The sequence below is a fragment of the Bradyrhizobium sp. A5 genome (assembly GCF_042076515.1).
GTDB lineage: Bacteria > Pseudomonadota > Alphaproteobacteria > Rhizobiales > Xanthobacteraceae > Bradyrhizobium > Bradyrhizobium cosmicum.
Map to the genome: position 1 here is coordinate 5,475,617 of NZ_CP148990.1, position 18,990 is coordinate 5,494,606.

Here is an 18,990-nt window from a genome sequence, read left to right on the forward strand (position 1 = left end):
CGCAGAGCACGTCTGCTCTGCCCCCCGAAGTCAGACGTCGACTTGTTCTGCTATCGCGAGCGCGCCGTCGACCTCGATGCCGAGATATCGAACGGTGCTCTCGATTTTGGTATGCCCCAGAAGGAGCTGTACGGCTCGCAGGTTTCCGGTACGTCGATAGATCAAGGTCGCCTTGGTCCGACGAAGGGAATGCGTCCCAAAAAAGTGCGGGTCTAGTCCGATGTCGGCCAGCCAGCGGGATAGGAGGCGGGCATACTGGCGGGTCGTCATATGACCACTCGGCCGCCTTCCCGTGAACAGGTATTCTCCCGATTTCTTGCCCGAGAGCCGCAGGTAATCGTCGACTGCCTGCCGTGTCGATTCCGTCAGTTCAAACTTGACTGGTCGGCCGGTCTTCTTTTGTCGGACGGTCGCGCGATCGGCGGAATACCCGCCCGGCGCAAGGTCTTCAACTTTCAAGGCTACGACGTCGCAGCCGCGCAGCTTGCTATCGATGGCGACGTTGAACATTGCCAGATCGCGCGTTCGACCTTCGACCTGAAGTTTGGTTCGGATCGACCACACATGCTTTGGACGGAGCGGCGGCTTTGCGCCGACGATCTTCCCCTTGTTCCAAGGAACGTGCTTCGAGATGGCGGGAACGGTTGCAGTATTGGTCATGTTGACCTCCTCAACTAGTGAGGCTGGTCACTTTCAGTCCGGAGACCTTCCAATCCGGCGTCCGCTTCTAGACGATTGGAGACGTACTTGCGTCCAATTCGAACGATGGCGGGACCGATTTTGACCCATAGCAGACCAGAGATCGATCTTGTGGTAAGGCATTCCCAGTCCAATTTCGTCGAACGGGTCAGCCTGCGATGCACAACATTCGTCGCCTTTCAGTCCTGCTATTTCTCGCAGCATCAGCAGTTGCTCACGGTTCGCAGCGAAGCGAGAACTGCGCATGACGGAATTTTGGACGATAACTTCAGAGTACGCCCCTCAGCCTCAAGTGCAGGTCTGGTTTCTTGTCGGCATCATCGTCGGTGCGATCTTCAGCCTCTACTTTCGGAAAAGCGCTGGGCCGCCGATAATCAGCGCATTAGTGTTTCTAGCTCTATTGTTGCCCGCGCGGTTCTTGACGCCGCCGACGTGGTTCACCATCACCTACGCTATCCTTTTTGTCCTGACGGGCTTCGTTGGCTTCTGCGCCGGTTGGCTACCCGGACTATTGCTTGGTCACGTTTGGGGCCTGGTATTGGACCGCACCAAGGGACGGGCAGCATCCCAGCCACCACACGATGACTAGCCTTTCAGCATGCCCGAAGCCATGGACTGCGATGTCGCCTGTTGGCCCAACTCGGACCTAGGGCGAGCGCGCCAATGCGCCGCTATCAGAGGCACAGCGGACCTCATACGAGGTGCAGCGCGGGTTTATGAGTGCACGCCCTTAGATCAAAAGCCTAAGCTTGATTCCGCAGCCGCTCATGGCGGCCGGCGAGCCGGCGATGTTTTCCGCCTGCCCGCGCCGATGTTTCGGTCGCGAGGACATATGCGCAAGGTTTTCCAAGCGCGGGTCGCGATCCCAAGGTTATTCTGCGGTCGCGTCCGGAATATCCGCTCGCAAGCCACCCGATTTCCTCAGCGCCCTCATTGTTCAAGAGATTTTCATGGCCAAAGCCACCTCCAATATCGATACGTCCCGTCCCGACCGCTTCCCGCTCCCTGCAACCGGCTATGCGCTCCTCTTTGCCGCCCTGGCGGCCTACGGGCTGTACGCGCTTTTGATCTCCGGCCCTGCCATGCGTGACGCCGCACGCGCCGACCTTGAACGAACGATCGCAGACGAGAATCGGCAATTCTGCGGGGCGTTCGGAGTATCCCCAACGAGCGCGGCATTCCCCGCCTGCAGCAAAGAGCTGGCGATCATCCGCCAAAAGCAGGTCGATCGTGACAACGCGGCCGCTCAGGGCATTCTCTAGCAACCCTCTCGCGGCGACCGTCATCGCCATATGTCGCGTTTCGCGACTCGCACATTGTCCGGCACGGGATCCCCGTGCCCCGGTCCACCGTTTCTTTTTTCGATCCCCCTATTACGAAGGAATCTTGTTATGGCTCGACGTACAGCGCTTGGCTTAGGCCTCGCGACCATTTGGATCGTGTCTGCCGCCGCGCAGGAGTCAGCTCCATCCTATCAGGCCGACGCGACGACCTATAAGATCATCTACGAAGATCAGAACTTCCGGGTGATCGCCGGGACCTGGAAGAAGGGTACGACTGACAAGCCGCATTCTCATCCCGTTCCCTTCGTCGTCTATGCGCTCAACGATTGCTCCCTGCGGCTCCGCAATCCGGACGGCACGATTCACGAGACCAAGAGCGTGGCCGGCACGGCCTTTTCGGGACCAATCACACCTTCGCACACCGCTGAAAATGTCGGCGCGTCGGATTGCCAGGCCATTTTCGTCGAACGCAAGTAATTCACACGAGGACGATCGGCGGTGCGTCCAGGGGACGTGCCGTCTCCTGCTCTCTTCAGACCGGTGCGAATGCCGGTTGGTTCGGGAGCATCTACGCGATCAGCTGCCGCGCCGCAGCCGTGATCATCACCAGGCCGCCGGTGATCACGGCGACGTCGAGGATCGCGGTGTGGATGTGCACCGGCATCCGCTCGACGAAAGCCTTGGCGAGGAACGCGCCGGGGATCGCGATGCCGCCGATCAAGAGCGCGAAGGCGAGCACCTGGGCGGTGACGGCGCCGGCGAGGCCGAACACGGAGATCTTGATGAGGCCGGTGCCGAGCGAGATCATCGCGTCGGTCGCGATCACGGCGGCCCCCTCGAGGCCCGCGGCCATCAGCAGCGACAGCAGGATCACACCGGAGCCGGAGGTGCCGCCGACCAGCACGCCGTAACCGACAGAACCTGCCGCAAGGCCCGCGTCGCCGATCCTGACCTGGCGGCGGCGGAGCACGCGGCGCAGCGGCACGCTCAGGATCAGCATCGAGCCGATCACGAGCGCCGCGCCGGCATTGGTGAGGCGCGTGTAGCCGTAGGCACCGAGCGCAGTCGTCAGCGCGGCGCAGGCGAGCACGATCAGCGCGCGGCGGCGATCGGCATAGCGCAGATAGGCGAGCGCACGGCTGGAATTGGTGAAAATCGCGGAGATCGCGATGATCGGCACCACAGGCTCGGCGCCGACCAGCGGGACCAGCACCAGCGGCATCAGCGCGCCGGTGCCGTAGCCGGCGAGACCACCGATGATCGAAGCAAACAACGCCATCAACGCGACCAGCAGGAGCTGGAAAATCGAGATGTCGGCGAAGCCTGAAACGATGGTCACGTTTTCCGTTCGCGGCTGACGCGTGCCGCAGCTTGATCTGCGATGGAAGCGAGCGCGGCTTCCTCTAGTGGAAAATCCGCCGCAAGCCAAGCGTCCTCGGCGAGTTTCAACACATGTCCGACTTCACATCTTTTTCAAGCAGCCGGCCACCGGACGGAGCACTGCTTTTCGATCCCCTCAATGGCGTCAAAACCGGAAGTTCATCCCCATACGAACGATCTCGTAAGCGTTGCTGAACCTGACATTGACAAAGCCATTGCCGGTCGCCGGGCTCTGCACCGTCAGCTTCACGTTCTGGTGGCCGAGGTCCATGTGCAGGTATTCGGCCTTGACGGTAGCGTTCGGGAGCACCGCATATTCGAGGCCGCCACCGGCCGTCCAGCAACGTCTGTGACGAGGAGGTTGCAAGGAGCCGGGTTCTGATTCAATCAGAACCGAATAGGCTCTAGAAGCGATAGTTAAGACCGACGCGCGCGGTGCTGAAGGTGGCGCGGCCGACATTGGCGCTGATCGAGGCCGGCGTATCGCCGGGAATGAAGACCGCCAGAGCCGTTTCGGTGATTTTCTTCCCAGCAAGGCTTACATATAGATATTCGGCCTTGAGGGTCATGCGCTCTCCGAGAGCGTATTCGAATCCACCGCCCACTGTCCATCCCGCAGTTACGTCGCGCGACACGCCGGAAAAGCAGGTGGTGCCGCTTGCGCATGTGTAGCCGCTGTTGTCGGGCAGTCCATTGGCTGTGAAAGGAACGGTACTATTGTTGATGTAACTTCCGCTGCGCGTGACCTGACCAGACGCCAGACCACCGGTGACATAGGTCAACAGCGTGCTGGTCGGCAGGTAGCCGAGGCGGGCCCGCACCGTGCCGAACCAGTCGATTCGCTCGTCAAAGGGCGCTGAGTATGGACCTGGAATGGGCACTGGGGGCATGACACCGGAACTGATGCCTGAGCCTTTGATGCCGGACCAGTTGAAATCGGCCTCAAGGCCGACAAGCCAGCCGGTGCTGAGCTGTCGGTTGTAGCCGAACTGCAATCCGCCGAGCGCACCCGACGTCTTGAACGACGCTGGTGGCGGGATGCCGTCAAAAAGAGACAAGAGACGGGTAGCGTCATCGTTCGGGGCATAACTCAGGTCGCGATCGCCCCAGCCATAGCCAACGTTCACACCGGCGTAAAATCCGGTCCAGTCATAGACCGGGACGGGCTTTGCCTTCACCGGCAGGTCGGCAGCCGATGCCGGCGACAGCATCATGGCTGAAACGGCAAATCCGGCCGCGATCAATTTTCTCATGTTCGGCATTTCCAGCAAGTCCCTCGTTCGGAATCAACTACCGGGTCGCGCCCGGGTCGTCTTGTCCGCGAAGGTGCCGGGGTTGATCGCAACGGCACGGCAGCGGGATCGCTGGTGAGTGTGATTTCGGAGCAACGGTCGAAAGCGACAGACTTGACCTATCCGGCACTGAACTTGGCCTGGAATGCACGGCGGTCCGCTTTTGCATCACGTTGGTGGACAGGCGGGTGGATGCCATTCGCGAGGGCTCATGGTACCAATGGAGCCGGCGCGCGAGGATTATGGACGGATATGCCGAAGGTAGAATTCTCATCGGACCAGCTTCCATCTCACCTGAACGACAAGGCCCGATTCCGCCTGTGGCACGACATATGGATGGAGCAACTGGGTAAGGCGGAGATGAAGCACGCCGAGGACAAGCCATTCTACACCGCGTCGAAGAATGTCCTTCTTGGCGAATTGAGCGTCGGCCGGTTTGCCACGACGACCGGACACTACGTGCGCACGCGCAAGCACGTGGCCCATGATCGCGACGACATTCTTGTCGGCTTTTATCGCAGCCCCCAGCCGCAATTATGGACGGTGGGAAACCAGGGGTTTGAGCTGAAACCGGGAAGCGTCGTCGCCTTCAACATCGCCCAACCGGTATCGAGCTTCACGAACGGGCTCACGGCTTGGAATTTGGCCTCCATCCCGCGTGCGCAAATCCTGAAACTCGTTCCGCATGCCGATCATCGTGCGGCGATGTTGCTCGACCCGGCCAATCCGGCGGTGCGGCATCTCGAGCGCACCATCAATTTTCTCCTCGAAGCCGATGAAGTCTACGAAGACCCGGAATTGACGCGGCGCGCCAAGGCCATGCTCGGAGACTTGATCGTGCTGGCGCTCGGCGCGCGCGGCGAAGTCGCGGAGATTGCGGCGGAACGCGGCTTGCGCGCAGCGCGGCAGCGCGAACTGATCGCAATCATCGAGAAGCGCTTCGCCGAGCCGTCCCTGTCGATCACGACCATCGCGGATGCTCTCGATCTGTCGCGCCGCTATGTGAGCGATTTGCTGCTGGAAAGCGGCGCGACATTCTCCGAGCGCGTCCTCGAACTGCGCTTGCAGAAGGCGCGGGCCATGCTGTCGGACGTTCGCTACGACGACACCAAGGTGAGTGACATCGCCTTTGCCTGCGGCTTCAATGAAGTGACTTACTTCAATCGCCGCTTCCGCGATCACTTCGGCTGCTCACCGACGCAATATCGAATGGGGACGAACCACAGCGATACGTGATCGGATTTGCAGTCGGGCACCGGCACGCCGGTTTCGCCAGATTGGCAGACAACGCTGTCAACGCGACCAGCAGGCCCTGGAAAATCGAGACCTCGGCGAAGCCCGAGACGAGGTCAATTTTTCCGTTCGCGGCCGACGCGTGCCGCAGCTTGATCTGCGATGGAAGCGAGCGCCGCTTCCTCTAGTGGAAAATCCGCCGCAAGCCAAGCGTCCTCGGCAAGCGTCAAGACATGTCCGAGCGCAGGTCCTTCCGCCATCCCGCGCGCGATGAAGTCGGCGGCGCGAAGCGGAAATTTCGGCGGAGTCCAGCGCAACGGCAGTTCGGCGAGTTCGCGCCAGCGCGACGAATGCACGTCGTTCTCCGCCCGCGCCCAGCCGAGTAGGACGCGATCGTGATAGCGGTCGGCACCAAGCCGGTAGAGCATCCGCCGCGCGTTGGCCTCGTCCTTGGCGGCGAAACGCCACCAGCGGTGCCCCATCGAATCCAGCGCCTTGGCTTCGGCATTGGAGAGCCGGAAGCGCAGCGCGACGCGCCTGGCGTCCTCCGTCACCGCCACCGTCAGCGCCGCGAGGCGGCGCGTGGGACTCGGCGGCAGGCCGAGCTCGCGCTCGATCGCGATCATGGTCGCGAGCGGCCCGGTATAGGCGACGCCGCCGATCAGCGCCTGCAGCAACCCGCCCTCGGCCATCGCCAGCGCCGCGTCAGACGCCCCGCCGGCCACCAGCAGCTTCAGCATCTCCATCCGCACGCGTTCGGCCGACAGGCTGGCAAGCCCCGTACGTCCCCGGATGCAGGCGAGATAACCGTCGCGATCGGGCGCGCCGGCCCCGAAGGCGGCGTGGATGCGAAAGAAGCGCAGGATCCGCAAGAAATCCTCGGCGATGCGCTGGTCGGGATCGCCGATGAAGCGCACGCGGCGGGCAGCGGCATCGGCGATGCCGCCGACATAGTCGTAGACGACACCTGACGCGTCGACCGACAGGCCGTTCATGGTGAAGTCGCGCCGCTCGGCGTCCCTCACCCAGTCGCGGCCGAACGCGACCTTGGCCTTGCGGCCGAAGGTCTCGGTGTCCTCGCGCAGCGTCGTGACTTCGTAAGGCTGACCGTCGATGACCAGCGTGATGGTGCCGTGGTCGATGCCGGTCGGCACGCTCTTGATGCCGGCAGCCTTGGCGCGCCGCACCACTTCGTCCGGCAACGCGGTGGTTGCAATGTCGATGTCACCGGGCGTCAGGCCGAGCAGCGCGTTGCGCACGGCGCCGCCGACCACCCGCCCCTCCTCGCCATTGGCGTTGAGAAGCTCCAGGACGCGCGCGGTCCCGCCTGCGGTCAGCCAGGGCGCGTCGGCGAGTAACGGCTTCGCGCTCATCATGCCGCCCCTATTTTTCCACGCCCGGCACCAGCCTGCCGTTCTCGACATGGGCTGGAACGTAGGTCGAATCCGGCGCGGCGCCGGAGAAATGCGCAAAGCCGATCAGCCCCGCGATCACGAGCACGAGCGCGACCAGAACAAGGCGCGCGACGACCGTGACCGGCCATGACGATTGCACGAACAGGCCGGATCGGGTGGCTGCCAGGAACAACGCATAGACGGCAAACGGGACGAGGAAAATTCCGATCTCGGTCAGAACCGGCCGGATCATGATGAATAGATCCGCTCATAGAGCACACGCAGCATTCCGGCCGTCGCACCCCAGATGTAGCGTTCCGCGAACGGCATCGCGTAGTAGGACCGCTCCATGCCGCGGAATTCCTTGCTGTGCACCTGGTGGTTCGCCGGGTTCATCAGGAAGGATAGCGGCACCTCGAAGGCGTCATCAACTTCGGAATGGTTGATGGTGAGCTCGAAGCCGGGACGCACCCTGGCGACCGTCGGCAGGATGCGGAAGCCGAACGCGGTGCCGTAGAGATCGAGATAGCCGAGCGGCTCGACGAAGTTCCTGGACAGCCCGACCTCCTCCTCGGCCTCGCGCAGCGCCGCATCGAGCGGCGAGGTGTCGGTCGCGTCGATCTTGCCGCCGGGAAAGGCGATCTGGCCGGCGTGGTCGTTGAGATGCGCCGCGCGCTGCGTCAACAGGATGGTCGGCTCGGGATGATCGACCACCGCGATCAGCACCGCTGCCGGCCGCACCGGCTGCTCGCGCGCGATGATCTCGAGCATCTTGTCGGTGCCGGGATCGCCCGAGGCCGGAACGATGTTCGGATCGTACAGGCCGGACGGAACGTCGAAGCCGAGCTTCGCCCTGGAGCGCGCGAAGAAGTCCGCAGCGCCAAGCACGACGGGCTCGTGACCAGGCTCGCTCCTGGAGATAGGCTTGTTCAAAGCGCGGCCCTCACCTGTTCCGCGTCGGCCATGGCGAAGAATTCGCCGGCCGACTCGACGCCGAACATCGGCTGGCCATCGACCATCCGCTCCTCGCCCATGTCAACCAGATCGTAGTAGAGCGCGCGGGTGACCTTGGCCCAGAGATCGGCACGGACATGCAGATAGGGCGTCAGCCCGCCGTCTTTGGCCTGCTCGAAGCGCAGCCGGTGGGTGGCATCGCAGGTGACCCAGTCGTCGACATTGGTGCGGAAGCTCAGCACGCGATGGCTGCCCTCGCCGTCCTTCAGCATCTCGACCGCCATGAACGGCGCGTCGTCGACGCGAATGCCGACCTTCTCCACGGGCGTGACGAGGAAATACTTGTCGCCTTCGCGCTTCAGGACGGTCGAGAACAGGCGCACCAGCGCAGGACGCCCGATTGGCGTCCCCATGTAGAACCAAGTACCATCGGCGGCGATTCGGATGTCGAGATCGCCGCAAAACGGCGGATTCCACAGATGCACCGGAGGCAGGCCCTTTTTGGCATCTTCGGCACTGGCAGCACTTTTGGCGGCGGCAGTCAGCCCCTCAAGTCCACGATCGGCGCTCTGCCCTTGGTTCGCCATGGTTTGCCCTGACTTTGTCATTTGGCACGATTGGTGCAAGTCTGACTTGTACGTTGACGTTGTATATCGCGGTGGAGTTCCACCCCCGGATTAGTCCGGTGTGGAGGTCGCCACTTCGTGATGCCTTACATATGCCTAAGCCGATAAGGTGGGGATAGGTTAATACAACGAATACATGGCCTTCCTGCAAGTCTAGCATAAGGCCCATGTGAGGGAATGACGACGCAAGAAAGCGCGGCAGGCTGAAGGAGCTGACGGATGGCGGAGAGTGTCGAGAAGCTCGAAGACGGTATAGTCCGTTCGGCCGAGCAGGTGTCGGCCCAGGTTCGCGCGGCGAAAGACGCGATCGCGTCGGTGATCTTCGGCCAGGATCGCGTGATCGAGAATACGCTGGTCACCATCCTCTCCGGCGGCCATGCGCTGTTGATCGGCGTGCCGGGTCTTGCCAAGACCAAGCTGGTCGAGACGCTTGGCGTCACGCTCGGTCTCGACGCCAAGCGCATTCAGTTCACACCCGATCTGATGCCGTCGGACATTCTCGGCGCCGAAGTGCTGGACGAGAGCACCGCGGGCAAGCGCGCCTTCCGCTTCATCTCCGGCCCGGTGTTCGCACAGCTCCTGATGGCCGACGAGATCAACCGCGCCAGCCCGCGCACGCAGTCGGCGCTGTTGCAGGCGATGCAGGAGCAGCACATCACCGTTGCCGGCGCGCGCCATGATCTGCCGAAGCCGTTCCACGTGCTCGCCACGCAAAACCCGCTGGAGCAGGAAGGCACCTATCCGCTGCCCGAAGCGCAACTCGACCGCTTCCTCATGGAGATCGACGTCGACTATCCCGATCGTGACGCCGAGCGCCGCATCCTGTTCGAGACCACCGGCGCGGACGAAACGCTGGCAAAGGGCTCGATGAGCACGGACGCGCTGATCACCGCGCAGCGGCTGGTCCGCCGCCTGCCGGTCGGCGACTCCGTGGTCGAGGCGATCCTGTCGCTGGTCCGTTCGGCCCGTCCGGGTCCAGAGAGCGGCGAGACCGGCAAGTTCATCGCCTGGGGCCCCGGCCCGCGCGCCAGCCAGTCGCTGATGCTCGCCGTGCGCGCACGCGCGCTGATCGACGGACGCCTCGCACCGTCGATCGACGACGTGCTCGACCTCGCCGAGCCCGTGCTGAAGCACCGCATGGCGCTGACGTTCCAGGCGCGCGCCGAAGGCCGCACGATTCCGGACGTGATCAAGCAACTCAAGACACGGATCGGTTGATGGCCGCAGAGACCGGGCACGCAGCAAAGGAGACAGTTGCGATCCGACGTGCCGATGGCGAAAGCCGTACGCTCGCCGCTTCGTTGCCGCGCCTGGTGCTCGAGGCCCGCCGTATCGCCGCCAACGTCATCCACGGCCTGCACGGAAGGCGCCGCGCCGGCGCCGGCGAGAATTTCTGGCAATACCGCCGCTTCGTCTCCGGCGAGCCGGCACAGAACGTCGACTGGCGGCGCTCGGCGCGTGACGATCATCTCTATGTCCGCGAGCTTGAATGGGAAGCCTCGCACACGGTCTGGATCTGGCCCGACCGCTCGCCGTCGATGGCGTTCGCCTCGAAGACCGCGCGCGAGTCCAAGCTGGAGCGGACACTGATCGTCGCCTTCGCGCTGGCCGAGCTGCTGGTCGCCGGCGGCGAACGCGTCGGCATTCCCGGCCTGATGGCGCCGACCACGAGCCGCAGCATCATCGACAAGATGGCGCAGGCGATGCTGCATGACGATGCCGACCGGCTGAGCCTGCCGCCGTCCTTCGTGCCTGCGGCACCGGCCGAGACGATCGTGCTGTCGGACTTCTGGTCGCCGATCGCGGAGATCAGGGCCACGCTCGCCGGCCTGTCGGGTTCCGGCGCGCATGGCACGCTGGTGCAGGTCGTCGATCCCGCCGAGGAATCGTTCCCCTATTCCGGACGCATCGAGTTCGTCGAGCCGGAAGGCTTCGGCGTGATCACCGCCGGCCGCGCCGAAAGCTGGGCGCAGGATTACACCGCGCGGCTCGCGCTGCACCGCGACCAAATCCGCGCCGAGACGCGCAAGCTCGACTGGCTGTTCACGACGCATGCGACCGACCGCTCCGCCGCCGAGCTGCTGCTGTTTCTGCACGCCGGCATGCAGGTGAGCAAATCCGGCGCCCGTACCACCTCCATCAAGGCGGGGCCCGCCGCATGATGGGATTGCCGCTCGCCTTCACCGAACCGCTGCTCCTGCTCGGCCTCGTCAGCCTGCCGGTGCTGTGGTGGCTGCTCCGCGTGATGCCGCCGCGGCCGCGCCGCATCGAATTTCCGCCGACGCGCCTGCTGTTCGACATCGCGCCAAAGGAAGAGACGCCCTCGCGGACGCCGTGGTGGCTGACCGCGCTACGCCTGCTGGCTGCGGCGCTCGTGATTTTTGCCGCCGCCGGCCCGATCTGGAATCCGCCAACAGGCGCCGCGGGCAGCAAGGCGCCGCTGATGATCATGCTCGACGACGGCTGGAGCGCGGCATCGCACTGGGACATCAGGCTCAGGGCCGCCGACGAACTGATCGCCAACGCCGACACCGACCGCCGCGCGATCGCGCTGGTGCCGCTGTCCGAGCCGAACCGCGACATCACCCTGATGCCGGCAGGCGCGGCGCGCGTGGCGCTGCGGCAGCTCGCGCCAAAACCCTATTCGATCGATCGCATCGACACGCTGACCGCCGTCGATCGTTTCCTGGCGGCCACCGGCGACTGCGAGATCGCCTGGCTCTCGGATGGCATCGACACCGGGCGCGGCGAGGACTTCGTGCAGGCTCTCGGCAAGACCGTCGGCGATCGCATCCTGACCGTGTTCGAAGGCGGCACATCGTCGCCGCTGGCGCTGGTCGCGGCCGAAAACGCCGCCGCCAAGATGACCGTGAAGGTGCTGCGCACCGACAGCGGCATCACCATCGGCACCGTGCGGGCGCTGGACCAGAAGGCCTCGCCGATCGGCGAAGCGCGCTATTCGTTCGGCCCGCAGGACAAGGAGACCGAAGCCGCGTTCGACCTGCCGGTCGAGTTGCGCAACGACATCACCCGGCTCGAGATATCGGGCGAGCGTTCGGCCGGCGCGGTACAGCTGCTCGACAAGCGCTGGCGCCGCCGCGCCATCGGCATCGTCACCGGCACGAGCAGCGAGACCGCGCAGCCGCTGCTGGCTCCGACCTTCTACCTCACCCGCGCGCTGGCGCCGTTCGCCGATGTGCGGCTTGCCGACAAGGGCTCGCCGCAGCAGGGCATCACGCAATTCCTCGACCAGAAGCTGCCGATGATCATCCTCGCCGATGTCGGCACCGTCGCCCCCGAAATCCGCGAGCGCCTCAACGCCTGGATCGATCAGGGCGGCGTGCTGGTGCGGTTCGCAGGCCCCCGTCTGGCGCAGGCCGAGGACGATCTCGTTCCGGTCAGGCTGCGCAAGGGCGGCCGCACCCTCGGCGGCAGCCTGACCTGGGAGAAGCCGCAGCATCTTGCATCCTTCGCGGCCGACGGGCCGTTTTCGGGCGTCACCGTTCCCAAGGACATCACCGTGAGCCGGCAGGTGCTGGCCGAGCCCGACGCCGTGCTCGCCACCAAGAGCTGGGCCTCGCTGGAAGACGGCACGCCGCTCGTGACCGGCGAGCATCGCGGCAAGGGCCTGGTCAGCCTGTTCCACGTCAGCGCCGACATGCGCTGGTCTGACCTGCCGATGTCGGGCACCTTCGTCGAAATGCTGCGGCGGATCGTCGACATGTCCGGCTACACCGCCAAGCCCGGCCCCGGGGTCGCCGGCGAGGCGACCGCCGAGACGGTGGCGCCGCTACACATCCTCGACGGCTTCGGCGCCTTCGGTCCGCCGCCGGCCACCGCCAAGCCCCTGCCTGCGGATTACCGCGACCGCGCCACACCCGATCATCCGCCCGGCTTCTACGGTCCGGCAGAAGGACCGCTCGCCGTGAATACCCTCGCCGCCGCCGACCGCATCGCCGCGCTGAACACCGCGAGCCTGCGCGCCCGGCGCGCCACCTACACCAATGCCGAGCCGCGCGACCTGCGCGGCTGGCTGCTGTCGACCGCGCTCGCGCTGTTCCTGATCGACGCCATCATCGTCGCGGTGCTCGGCGGCGGCATCGCCGCGCTGCTGCGCCGGCGCGCCGCGCCCGCCATGATCGTGCTCGGACTGCTCGCGGGCCTCAGCGCGTTCACGCCGACGCCGTCGCGCGCCGATAGCGCCTCGGACGAGTTCGCCATGAAAGCGGTGTCGCAGACCCACCTCGCCTATGTCGTCACAGGCAATGCCGACGTCGATTCCATCGTCAAGTCCGGGCTATCAGGACTGACGCAGTTCCTGGCGCAGCGCACCGCGCTCGAGGCCGGCGACCCCGTCGGCATCGATCCCGGCCGCGACGAGCTCGCCTTCTTTCCGCTGATCTACTGGCCGATCGTGCCCGGCGCGCCCAAGCCGCCGCAGGATGCCATCAACAAGATCGACGCCTACATGAAGCAGGGCGGCACCGTGCTGTTCGACACCCGCGACGCGATCGAAGCGCCGCCCGGCGAGAACGGCGCCGCGCAGACCCCGGGCATGCAGACGCTGCGCGAGATCCTGTCGTCGCTCGACGTGCCCGAGCTCGAGCCGGTGCCGCGCGAGCACGTGCTGACCAAGACCTTCTATCTGCTGCGCGACTTTCCCGGCCGCTTCAGCACCGGCCAGACCTGGGTCGAGGCCCTGCCGCGCGACGAGGACGAGGACAGCGCGCAGCGGCCCGCCCGCGGCGGCGACGGCGTTTCGCCGATCATCATCACCTCGAACGATCTTGCCGGCGCCTGGGCAGTGCGGCTCGACGGTCAGTACATGCTGCCGGTGGCCGGCGGCGACGCCCGCCAGCGCGAATTCGCCTACCGTGCCGGCGCCAACATCGTGATGTACACGCTGACCGGCAACTACAAGGCCGACCAGGTGCACGCACCGGCGCTGATCGAACGGCTGGGGCAATAGGATCGCCATGAATTACGGCATCGCGTTCACGCCGCTCGTCCCCGCGATCGTCCTGTGGCTCGCGCTCGCCGCGATCGTGGTCATTGCGATCGTGCTGCTGGTGGCGCGTGCGCGCGGCGCCGCCGTGCGCGTGGCCGCGCTGGCGCTGTTCCTGCTGGCGCTCGCCAATCCATCCTTCACGCGCGAGGAGCGCGATCCCCTCACCTCGGTTGCCGCCGTGGTCGTCGACAAGAGCCCGAGCCAGAATTTCGGCAAGCGCAACGAGGAAGCCGCGAAGGCGCAGGAGGCGCTGGTCGACGGCCTGAAGAAAATCAAGGGGCTGGAAGTCCGCGTCGTCGACGCCGGCCAGGCCGACGGCGAAACCGACGGCACCAAACTGTTCGGCGCGCTGGCCTCGGCATTGTCGGACGTGCCGGTCGACCGCGTCGCCGGCGCGTTCCTGATCACCGACGGCCGCGTCCACGACATCCCGGCGAGCGCCGCAGCGCTCGGCTTCCAGGCACCGGTGCACGCGCTGATCACCGGGCAGAAGGACGAGCGCGACCGCCGCATCGCGATCACGGCCGCGCCGCGCTTCGGCATCGTCGGGCAGACCCAGAGCATCACTTACCGCCTCGACGACCAGGGCGTCACCGGCGAGCGCGCCAAGGTCACGATCCGCCGTGACGGTGAAGTCCTCAGCGAGCGCACGTTGGGGAGCGGCCAGACCGCAAGCGTCGACGTCGACATCAAGCATGCCGGGCCGAATATCGTCGAGATCGAAGCCTCGCCGCTCGAGAAAGAACTGACGCCGGTGAACAACCGCGCCGTCGTCGCCATCGACGGCGTGCGCGACAAGCTGCGCGTGCTGCTGGTCTCTGGCGAGCCGCATTCGGGCGAGCGCACCTGGCGTAACCTCTTGAAGTCCGACGCCAGCGTCGACCTCGTGCACTTCACGATTCTGCGTCCGCCGGAGAAGCAGGACGGCACGCCGATCAACGAATTGTCGCTGATCGCGTTTCCGACCCGCGAACTGTTCCAGCAGAAGATCCACGAATTTCAGCTGATCATCTTCGACCGCTACGCCCGCCAGGGCGTGCTGCCGATCGCCTATTTCGACAACATCGCGCGCTATGTCCGCGCGGGCGGCGCCGTGCTGGTCTCAGCCGGTCCCGACTATGCGTCGAACACCAGCATCTGGCGCACGCCGCTGGATTCGGTGCTGCCGGCAGAACCCGTCGGCGTGACTGAAAAGCCGTTCTATGCGCATCTGTCCGACGTCGGCAAACGCCATCCGGTCACGCGCGGCCTGGAAGGCTCCGCCAGCGAGCCGCCGCGCTGGAGCCGGTTCTTCCGCACCGTCGACACCCGCAATGCCGTCAACCCGCCGGTGATGACCGGCGCGGACGGCAAGCCGCTGCTGTTCCTGTCGCGCTTCGGCGAGGGCCGCGTCGCGCTGCTGCTCTCCGACCACATCTGGCTGTGGGCGCGCGGCTATGAGGGCGGCGGCCCGCATCTCGACCTGCTGCGGCGGATGTCGCACTGGCTGATGAAGCAGCCGGATCTCGACGAGGAGGCGCTGCGCCTGCAGGTGCAGGGTAAGGACCTCGTGGTGGTGCGCCAGACCATGGCGGACAGCGTCCAGCCGGTCAGCGTGACCTCGCCGTCGGGCGTGGCGCACGATCTGACGCTGAGCGCCGGCGATCCCGGCGAGTGGCGCGCCAGCCTTCCCGCGAACGAGCTCGGCCTGTGGCAGGCCACCGACGGCACGCTGAAGGCGCTGATCAATGTCGGCCCGACCAATCCGAAGGAGTTTTCGGAGGTCACCTCCACCATCGACACATTGAAGCCGCTGACGCAGGCGACCGGCGGCAACGCCGTGCGCGTGGTCGACGGCGCCAGCGTCGAGCTGCCGCGCATCGTGCCGGTGCGCTCGGCCGGCATGTTCGCCGGCGACGGCTGGATGGGCGTGCGGATGCGCGACGCCAGCGTCGTCAAGGGCGTCGGCGTGCTGCCGATCTTCGCCGGCCTGATCGGCCTGTTGCTGCTGCTCGGCGCATTCGCCGCGACGTGGGTCCGCGAGGGACGGTGAACTCCCAGTGGCAGGAACGACACATCGCGTGCTGGCCTGCGCCCATGAGCTCGGCGGCGGTTGACATTCACTCACTGATCGCGCGATGTTACATTATAACATCGTGGAAGCCCGAGGGGATCGGTGCCTCGCGATGCGGGGTGGCGTTTCCAGATGAAGTGGTTCCGGTCGAATATCAGGCACGGCGCCCGGCTCGCGTTGTTCGCGATGCTGGTGCAGCTCGCGCTGACGTTCGGCCACAGCCACTGGTTCGCCCAGGCGACGACGCTCGCCCAGTCCTCGCTTCAGCAGACCGATAGCACCAGCGAAATCTCCTCGATCGACCGCGCAGCGGTTGAGAAGCAATCGCCCGCGGGCTCCGACCGCGAGCAGCCGGGCGACGACAATTGCGCGATCTGCGCCGTCGTCGCGATGGCGAGCACCATCGTCTCCGCGACGCCGCCCCTGCTGCTGCTGCCGCAGGCGATCGAACTGCTCTATCTCACCACTGACGCCGAATTCGTCCATCTGAAGTCGGCCGCAGCGGCGTTCCAGCCGCGCGCCCCTCCCGCGTCCTGATCTCCAACGCTTGATCATGCCCGGGCTCGCCGCATGTCGGCGAAATGCCCGGGAACCGTTGAAGTCGAATTCCGTCGCACCGCGACGGCAGGCCGCCTCCGATCAGCAACCACATCTGCGGACGGCGCCTGAGTGGAATCAGGACCATGTCATTTCAATTGCGACGCGCGCAGCGTCTGGGTGGAGCAAGCCTGCTCCTGCTCGGCGCCGCCGCCACTCCGACGCTGGCTCAGGACAAGCCCGCCGCGACCGAGCTTCCCGCCGTCACCGTGACGGCGCCCAGCCCCATCGTGCGCCGGGCCATCGTGCCATCGCGCACGGCAAGCCGCGCCAAGCGTCCCGCGCCGGCGCGCAACCGCGAGCGCACCGCCGAAGCCGCGCCACCAGCGCCGGCATCCGCCACGCCGCAGCCGGGCGTGCTGCCTGTCGTGACCAACCAGTTCGCCACCGTCACGGTGATACCGAACGAGGAGATCCGCCGTCAGGGCGGCGGGCAGCTCGGCGATCTCCTGTTCTCCAAGCCCGGCATCACCGGCTCGAGCTTCGCACCCGGCGCCTCCAGCCGGCCCATCATCAGGGGTCTCGACGTCAACCGTGTCGGCATCGTCGAGAACGGCACCAATGCGGGCGGCGCTTCCGACCTCGGCGAGGATCACTTCGTCCCGATCGATCCGCTCGCGACCAACCAGATCGAAGTGGTGCGCGGCCCGGCCGCGCTGCGCTACGGCTCGACCTCGATCGGCGGCGTCGTCAGCGCCACCAACAACCGGATTCCGGACGCGCTGCCTGCTTGCGCGCCGTCGTTCCAGGCTTACGGCCTGCCGGCCAAGGCCCCGCTCGCGGCGGCCGCGACATCGCCGTGCGTCACCGCCGAGACGCGCACCGCGTTCAGCTCGGTCGATCGCGGCGTCGAGAGCGGCGTGCTGCTCGACACCGGCGGCGGCAATTTTGCCTTCCATGCCGACGTCTATGGCCGCACCACCTCGGACTATTCCATTCCGAGCTATCCCTACCTGAATGATCAGTCGCGATCCGTGAACGGGCGCCAGCCGAACTCGGCGACGCGCTCGGACGGCGCCTCGATCGGCGGCTCCTACTTCTTCCAGGGCGGCTATATCGGCGCGTCGATCACGCAGAACGACTCGCTCTACCACATCCCCGGCATCGACGGCGCCGACCACAACACGCGGATCGACGGCCACCAGACCAAGATCAACGTCAAGGGCGAGTATCATCCCGACGCCGCCGCGATCGACACCGTCCGCTTCTGGGCCGGCGCGACCGACTATCGGCACAACGAGATCGGGCTTGCCGATCCCGCCGATCCCACCAGCGACGGCGTGCGGCAGACCTTCACCAACAAGGAGCAGGAGATCCGCACCGAGGTGCAGCTGATGCCGTTCAACGCGCGCTTCGCCGAGGTGACGACGGCGCTGGGCTTCCAGGTCGGCCATCAGGAACTGAGCGCGCCGAGCCCGGACAATCCCGGCACGCTGTTCAATGGGCTGTGGGACCCCAACAACAGCACGCGCGTTGCTGCTTACGCCTTCAACGAGTTCAAGTTCACCGAACAAACAAAGGCGCAGATCGCTGGCCGCATCGAGCACGTCGAGCTGCACGGCACCACGCCGGACTTCCCGACGGACTATTTGCCCGACGGCACGCCGCAGGCGGGCCTTGCACGCAATCCGTCGTTCACGCCGAAGAGCGGCAGCATCGGCCTGTTGCAGGATTTGCCGGGCGGAATGGTCGGCAGCATCACCGCGCAATATGTCGAGCGAGCGCCGAAGGCGGCCGAGTTGTTTTCCCGCGGCGGCCATGATGCGACCGCGACGTTCGACATCGGCAATCCCAACCTCACCATCGAGACCGCCAAGTCGGTCGAGCTCGGCGTGCGCAGGGCGACGGGGCCGTTCAGGTTCGAGGCGACCGTCTACTACACGCATTTCGACAACTTCATCTATCGCCGGCTCACCGGCGTGATGTGCGATGGCGACTTCGCTTCGTGCGGTACGCCGGGCGCCGAACTGAACCAGGCGGTCTATTCTCAACGCAATGCTAACTTCCGCGGCGGCGAGTTCCAGTCGCAGCTCGATGTCGGTGCGTTCCACGGCGGCATCTGGGGCATCGAGAACCAGCTCGACATGGTCCGCGCCACCTTCACCGACGGCACCAACGTGCCGCGCATTCCGCCGCTGCGGATGGGCGGCGGCGTGTTCTGGCGCGACGACAACTGGCTGATGCGCATCAACCTGTTGCACGCCTTCGCCCAGAACAACGTCGCCGTGATCGCGGAGACGCCGACACCGGGCTACAATTTGTTGAAGGCCGAGGTCAGCTACAAAACAAAACTCGCCCGCAACTGGTTCGGCGCGCGCGAGATGACGGCCGGCATCGTCGGCAACAACCTGCTCAACGAAAGCATCCGCAATTCGGTGTCCTACACCAAGGACGAGGTCCTGATGCCCGGCATCGGCGTGCGGGCGTTTGCCAACTTCAAGTTCTAGCCGCGATCAAGTCGGGGCCTGCGG

At 65.5% G+C, this 18,990-nt stretch carries 18 protein-coding genes; 10 read left to right on the plus strand and 8 right to left on the minus strand.

Annotated elements, in window-relative coordinates; genetic code table 11:
- Positions 1-30 precede the first annotated feature (30 nt).
- Positions 31-660, minus strand: a complete 630-nt coding sequence (locus WHZ77_RS26090; RefSeq protein WP_375310577.1) for a tyrosine-type recombinase/integrase — start codon at positions 658-660, stop codon at positions 31-33.
- 283 nt (positions 661-943) lie between these two features.
- Between WHZ77_RS26090 and WHZ77_RS26095 the strand changes: the two genes are divergently transcribed.
- The 3 genes from WHZ77_RS26095 (at position 944) to WHZ77_RS26105 (ending at position 2,459) form a co-directional block, all read left to right on the plus strand.
- A complete protein-coding gene (locus WHZ77_RS26095) occupies positions 944-1,288 on the plus strand; it encodes a hypothetical protein (RefSeq protein WP_375310578.1) in 345 nt (114 codons plus the stop codon).
- A gap of 361 nt (positions 1,289-1,649) precedes the next feature.
- The gene (locus WHZ77_RS26100; protein ID WP_375310579.1) at positions 1,650-1,961 is read left to right on the plus strand and encodes a hypothetical protein; all 312 of its coding nucleotides are present in this window, start codon (positions 1,650-1,652) and stop codon (positions 1,959-1,961) included.
- A 177-nt stretch (positions 1,962-2,138) separates the two neighbouring features.
- Complete coding sequence (locus tag WHZ77_RS26105; protein ID WP_143846195.1) at positions 2,139-2,459, plus strand: hypothetical protein; 321 nt, start codon at positions 2,139-2,141, stop codon at positions 2,457-2,459.
- A 91-nt stretch (positions 2,460-2,550) separates the two neighbouring features.
- Here the strand turns inward: WHZ77_RS26105 and WHZ77_RS26110 are convergent, their stop codons facing one another.
- The 3 genes from WHZ77_RS26110 to WHZ77_RS26120 form a co-directional block, all read right to left on the minus strand.
- Complete coding sequence (locus tag WHZ77_RS26110; protein WP_015687994.1) at positions 2,551-3,321, minus strand: sulfite exporter TauE/SafE family protein; 771 nt, start codon at positions 3,319-3,321, stop codon at positions 2,551-2,553.
- Positions 3,322-3,507: 186 nt separating this feature from the next.
- A complete protein-coding gene (locus WHZ77_RS26115) occupies positions 3,508-3,672 on the minus strand; it encodes a hypothetical protein (protein ID WP_375310580.1) in 165 nt (54 codons plus the stop codon).
- A gap of 94 nt (positions 3,673-3,766) precedes the next feature.
- Complete coding sequence (locus tag WHZ77_RS26120) at positions 3,767-4,615, minus strand: outer membrane protein (protein ID WP_375310581.1); 849 nt, start codon at positions 4,613-4,615, stop codon at positions 3,767-3,769.
- 291 nt (positions 4,616-4,906) lie between these two features.
- Here WHZ77_RS26120 and WHZ77_RS26125 point away from each other — a divergent pair, with 291 nt between their 5' ends.
- The gene (locus WHZ77_RS26125) at positions 4,907-5,890 is read left to right on the plus strand and encodes an AraC family transcriptional regulator (RefSeq protein WP_375310582.1); all 984 of its coding nucleotides are present in this window, start codon (positions 4,907-4,909) and stop codon (positions 5,888-5,890) included.
- A gap of 113 nt (positions 5,891-6,003) precedes the next feature.
- Here WHZ77_RS26125 and WHZ77_RS26130 read toward each other — a convergent pair whose 3' ends face one another.
- The 4 genes from WHZ77_RS26130 to WHZ77_RS26145 are packed head-to-tail and all read right to left on the minus strand — an operon-like array spanning position 6,004 to position 8,822.
- Positions 6,004-7,260, minus strand: coding sequence for a CCA tRNA nucleotidyltransferase (locus WHZ77_RS26130; protein WP_375314814.1), 1,257 nt, complete (start codon positions 7,258-7,260; stop codon positions 6,004-6,006).
- Between the two features lie 10 nt (positions 7,261-7,270).
- Positions 7,271-7,534, minus strand: coding sequence for a DUF6111 family protein (locus WHZ77_RS26135; protein ID WP_375310583.1), 264 nt, complete (start codon positions 7,532-7,534; stop codon positions 7,271-7,273).
- Positions 7,531-8,214 carry a CoA pyrophosphatase gene (locus WHZ77_RS26140; RefSeq protein WP_375310584.1) on the minus strand — a complete coding sequence of 228 codons (684 nt, stop codon included), beginning with the start codon at positions 8,212-8,214 and terminating at the stop codon, positions 7,531-7,533. Before WHZ77_RS26140 ends, WHZ77_RS26135 begins: the two co-directional genes overlap by 4 nt.
- Entirely contained in the window at positions 8,211-8,822 is a 612-nt protein-coding gene (locus tag WHZ77_RS26145) for a DUF1285 domain-containing protein (RefSeq protein WP_375310585.1), read from the minus strand. Before WHZ77_RS26145 ends, WHZ77_RS26140 begins: the two co-directional genes overlap by 4 nt.
- A 258-nt stretch (positions 8,823-9,080) precedes the next feature.
- On the opposite strand from WHZ77_RS26145, the gene WHZ77_RS26150 reads away from it, so the two are divergent.
- From WHZ77_RS26150 to WHZ77_RS26175, 6 genes are all read left to right on the plus strand, one after another.
- Entirely contained in the window at positions 9,081-10,079 is a 999-nt protein-coding gene (locus tag WHZ77_RS26150) for an AAA family ATPase (RefSeq protein WP_375310586.1), read from the plus strand.
- Positions 10,079-11,023 carry a DUF58 domain-containing protein gene (locus WHZ77_RS26155; RefSeq protein ID WP_375310587.1) on the plus strand — a complete coding sequence of 315 codons (945 nt, stop codon included), beginning with the start codon at positions 10,079-10,081 and terminating at the stop codon, positions 11,021-11,023. The genes WHZ77_RS26150 and WHZ77_RS26155 overlap by 1 nt, the downstream gene beginning before the upstream one ends.
- Positions 11,020-13,830, plus strand: coding sequence for a DUF4159 domain-containing protein (locus WHZ77_RS26160; protein WP_375310588.1), 2,811 nt, complete (start codon positions 11,020-11,022; stop codon positions 13,828-13,830). The genes WHZ77_RS26155 and WHZ77_RS26160 overlap by 4 nt, the downstream gene beginning before the upstream one ends.
- 7 nt (positions 13,831-13,837) lie before the next feature.
- Positions 13,838-15,901, plus strand: coding sequence for a hypothetical protein (locus WHZ77_RS26165; protein WP_375310589.1), 2,064 nt, complete (start codon positions 13,838-13,840; stop codon positions 15,899-15,901).
- A 153-nt stretch (positions 15,902-16,054) separates the two neighbouring features.
- Positions 16,055-16,459, plus strand: a complete 405-nt coding sequence (locus tag WHZ77_RS26170) for a DUF2946 domain-containing protein (protein ID WP_375310590.1) — start codon at positions 16,055-16,057, stop codon at positions 16,457-16,459.
- 146 nt (positions 16,460-16,605) lie between these two features.
- Positions 16,606-18,966, plus strand: coding sequence for a TonB-dependent receptor (locus tag WHZ77_RS26175; protein ID WP_375310591.1), 2,361 nt, complete (start codon positions 16,606-16,608; stop codon positions 18,964-18,966).
- Positions 18,967-18,990: the final 24 nt, after the last annotated feature.

Coding starts and splice junctions, on each gene's coding strand:
- WHZ77_RS26090 (WP_375310577.1), bottom strand. CDS start 660: ATGACCAATACTGCAACCGTTCCCGCCATCTCGAAGCACGTTCCTTGG.
- WHZ77_RS26095 (WP_375310578.1), top strand. CDS start 944: ATGACGGAATTTTGGACGATAACTTCAGAGTACGCCCCTCAGCCTCAA.
- WHZ77_RS26100 (WP_375310579.1), top strand. CDS start 1,650: ATGGCCAAAGCCACCTCCAATATCGATACGTCCCGTCCCGACCGCTTC.
- WHZ77_RS26120 (WP_375310581.1), bottom strand. CDS start 4,615: ATGAGAAAATTGATCGCGGCCGGATTTGCCGTTTCAGCCATGATGCTG.
- WHZ77_RS26125 (WP_375310582.1), top strand. CDS start 4,907: ATGCCGAAGGTAGAATTCTCATCGGACCAGCTTCCATCTCACCTGAAC.
- WHZ77_RS26130 (WP_375314814.1), bottom strand. CDS start 7,260: ATGAGCGCGAAGCCGTTACTCGCCGACGCGCCCTGGCTGACCGCAGGC.
- WHZ77_RS26135 (WP_375310583.1), bottom strand. CDS start 7,534: ATGATCCGGCCGGTTCTGACCGAGATCGGAATTTTCCTCGTCCCGTTT.
- WHZ77_RS26145 (WP_375310585.1), bottom strand. CDS start 8,822: ATGGCGAACCAAGGGCAGAGCGCCGATCGTGGACTTGAGGGGCTGACT.
- WHZ77_RS26150 (WP_375310586.1), top strand. CDS start 9,081: ATGGCGGAGAGTGTCGAGAAGCTCGAAGACGGTATAGTCCGTTCGGCC.
- WHZ77_RS26155 (WP_375310587.1), top strand. CDS start 10,079: ATGGCCGCAGAGACCGGGCACGCAGCAAAGGAGACAGTTGCGATCCGA.
- WHZ77_RS26160 (WP_375310588.1), top strand. CDS start 11,020: ATGATGGGATTGCCGCTCGCCTTCACCGAACCGCTGCTCCTGCTCGGC.
- WHZ77_RS26165 (WP_375310589.1), top strand. CDS start 13,838: ATGAATTACGGCATCGCGTTCACGCCGCTCGTCCCCGCGATCGTCCTG.
- WHZ77_RS26170 (WP_375310590.1), top strand. CDS start 16,055: ATGAAGTGGTTCCGGTCGAATATCAGGCACGGCGCCCGGCTCGCGTTG.
- WHZ77_RS26175 (WP_375310591.1), top strand. CDS start 16,606: ATGTCATTTCAATTGCGACGCGCGCAGCGTCTGGGTGGAGCAAGCCTG.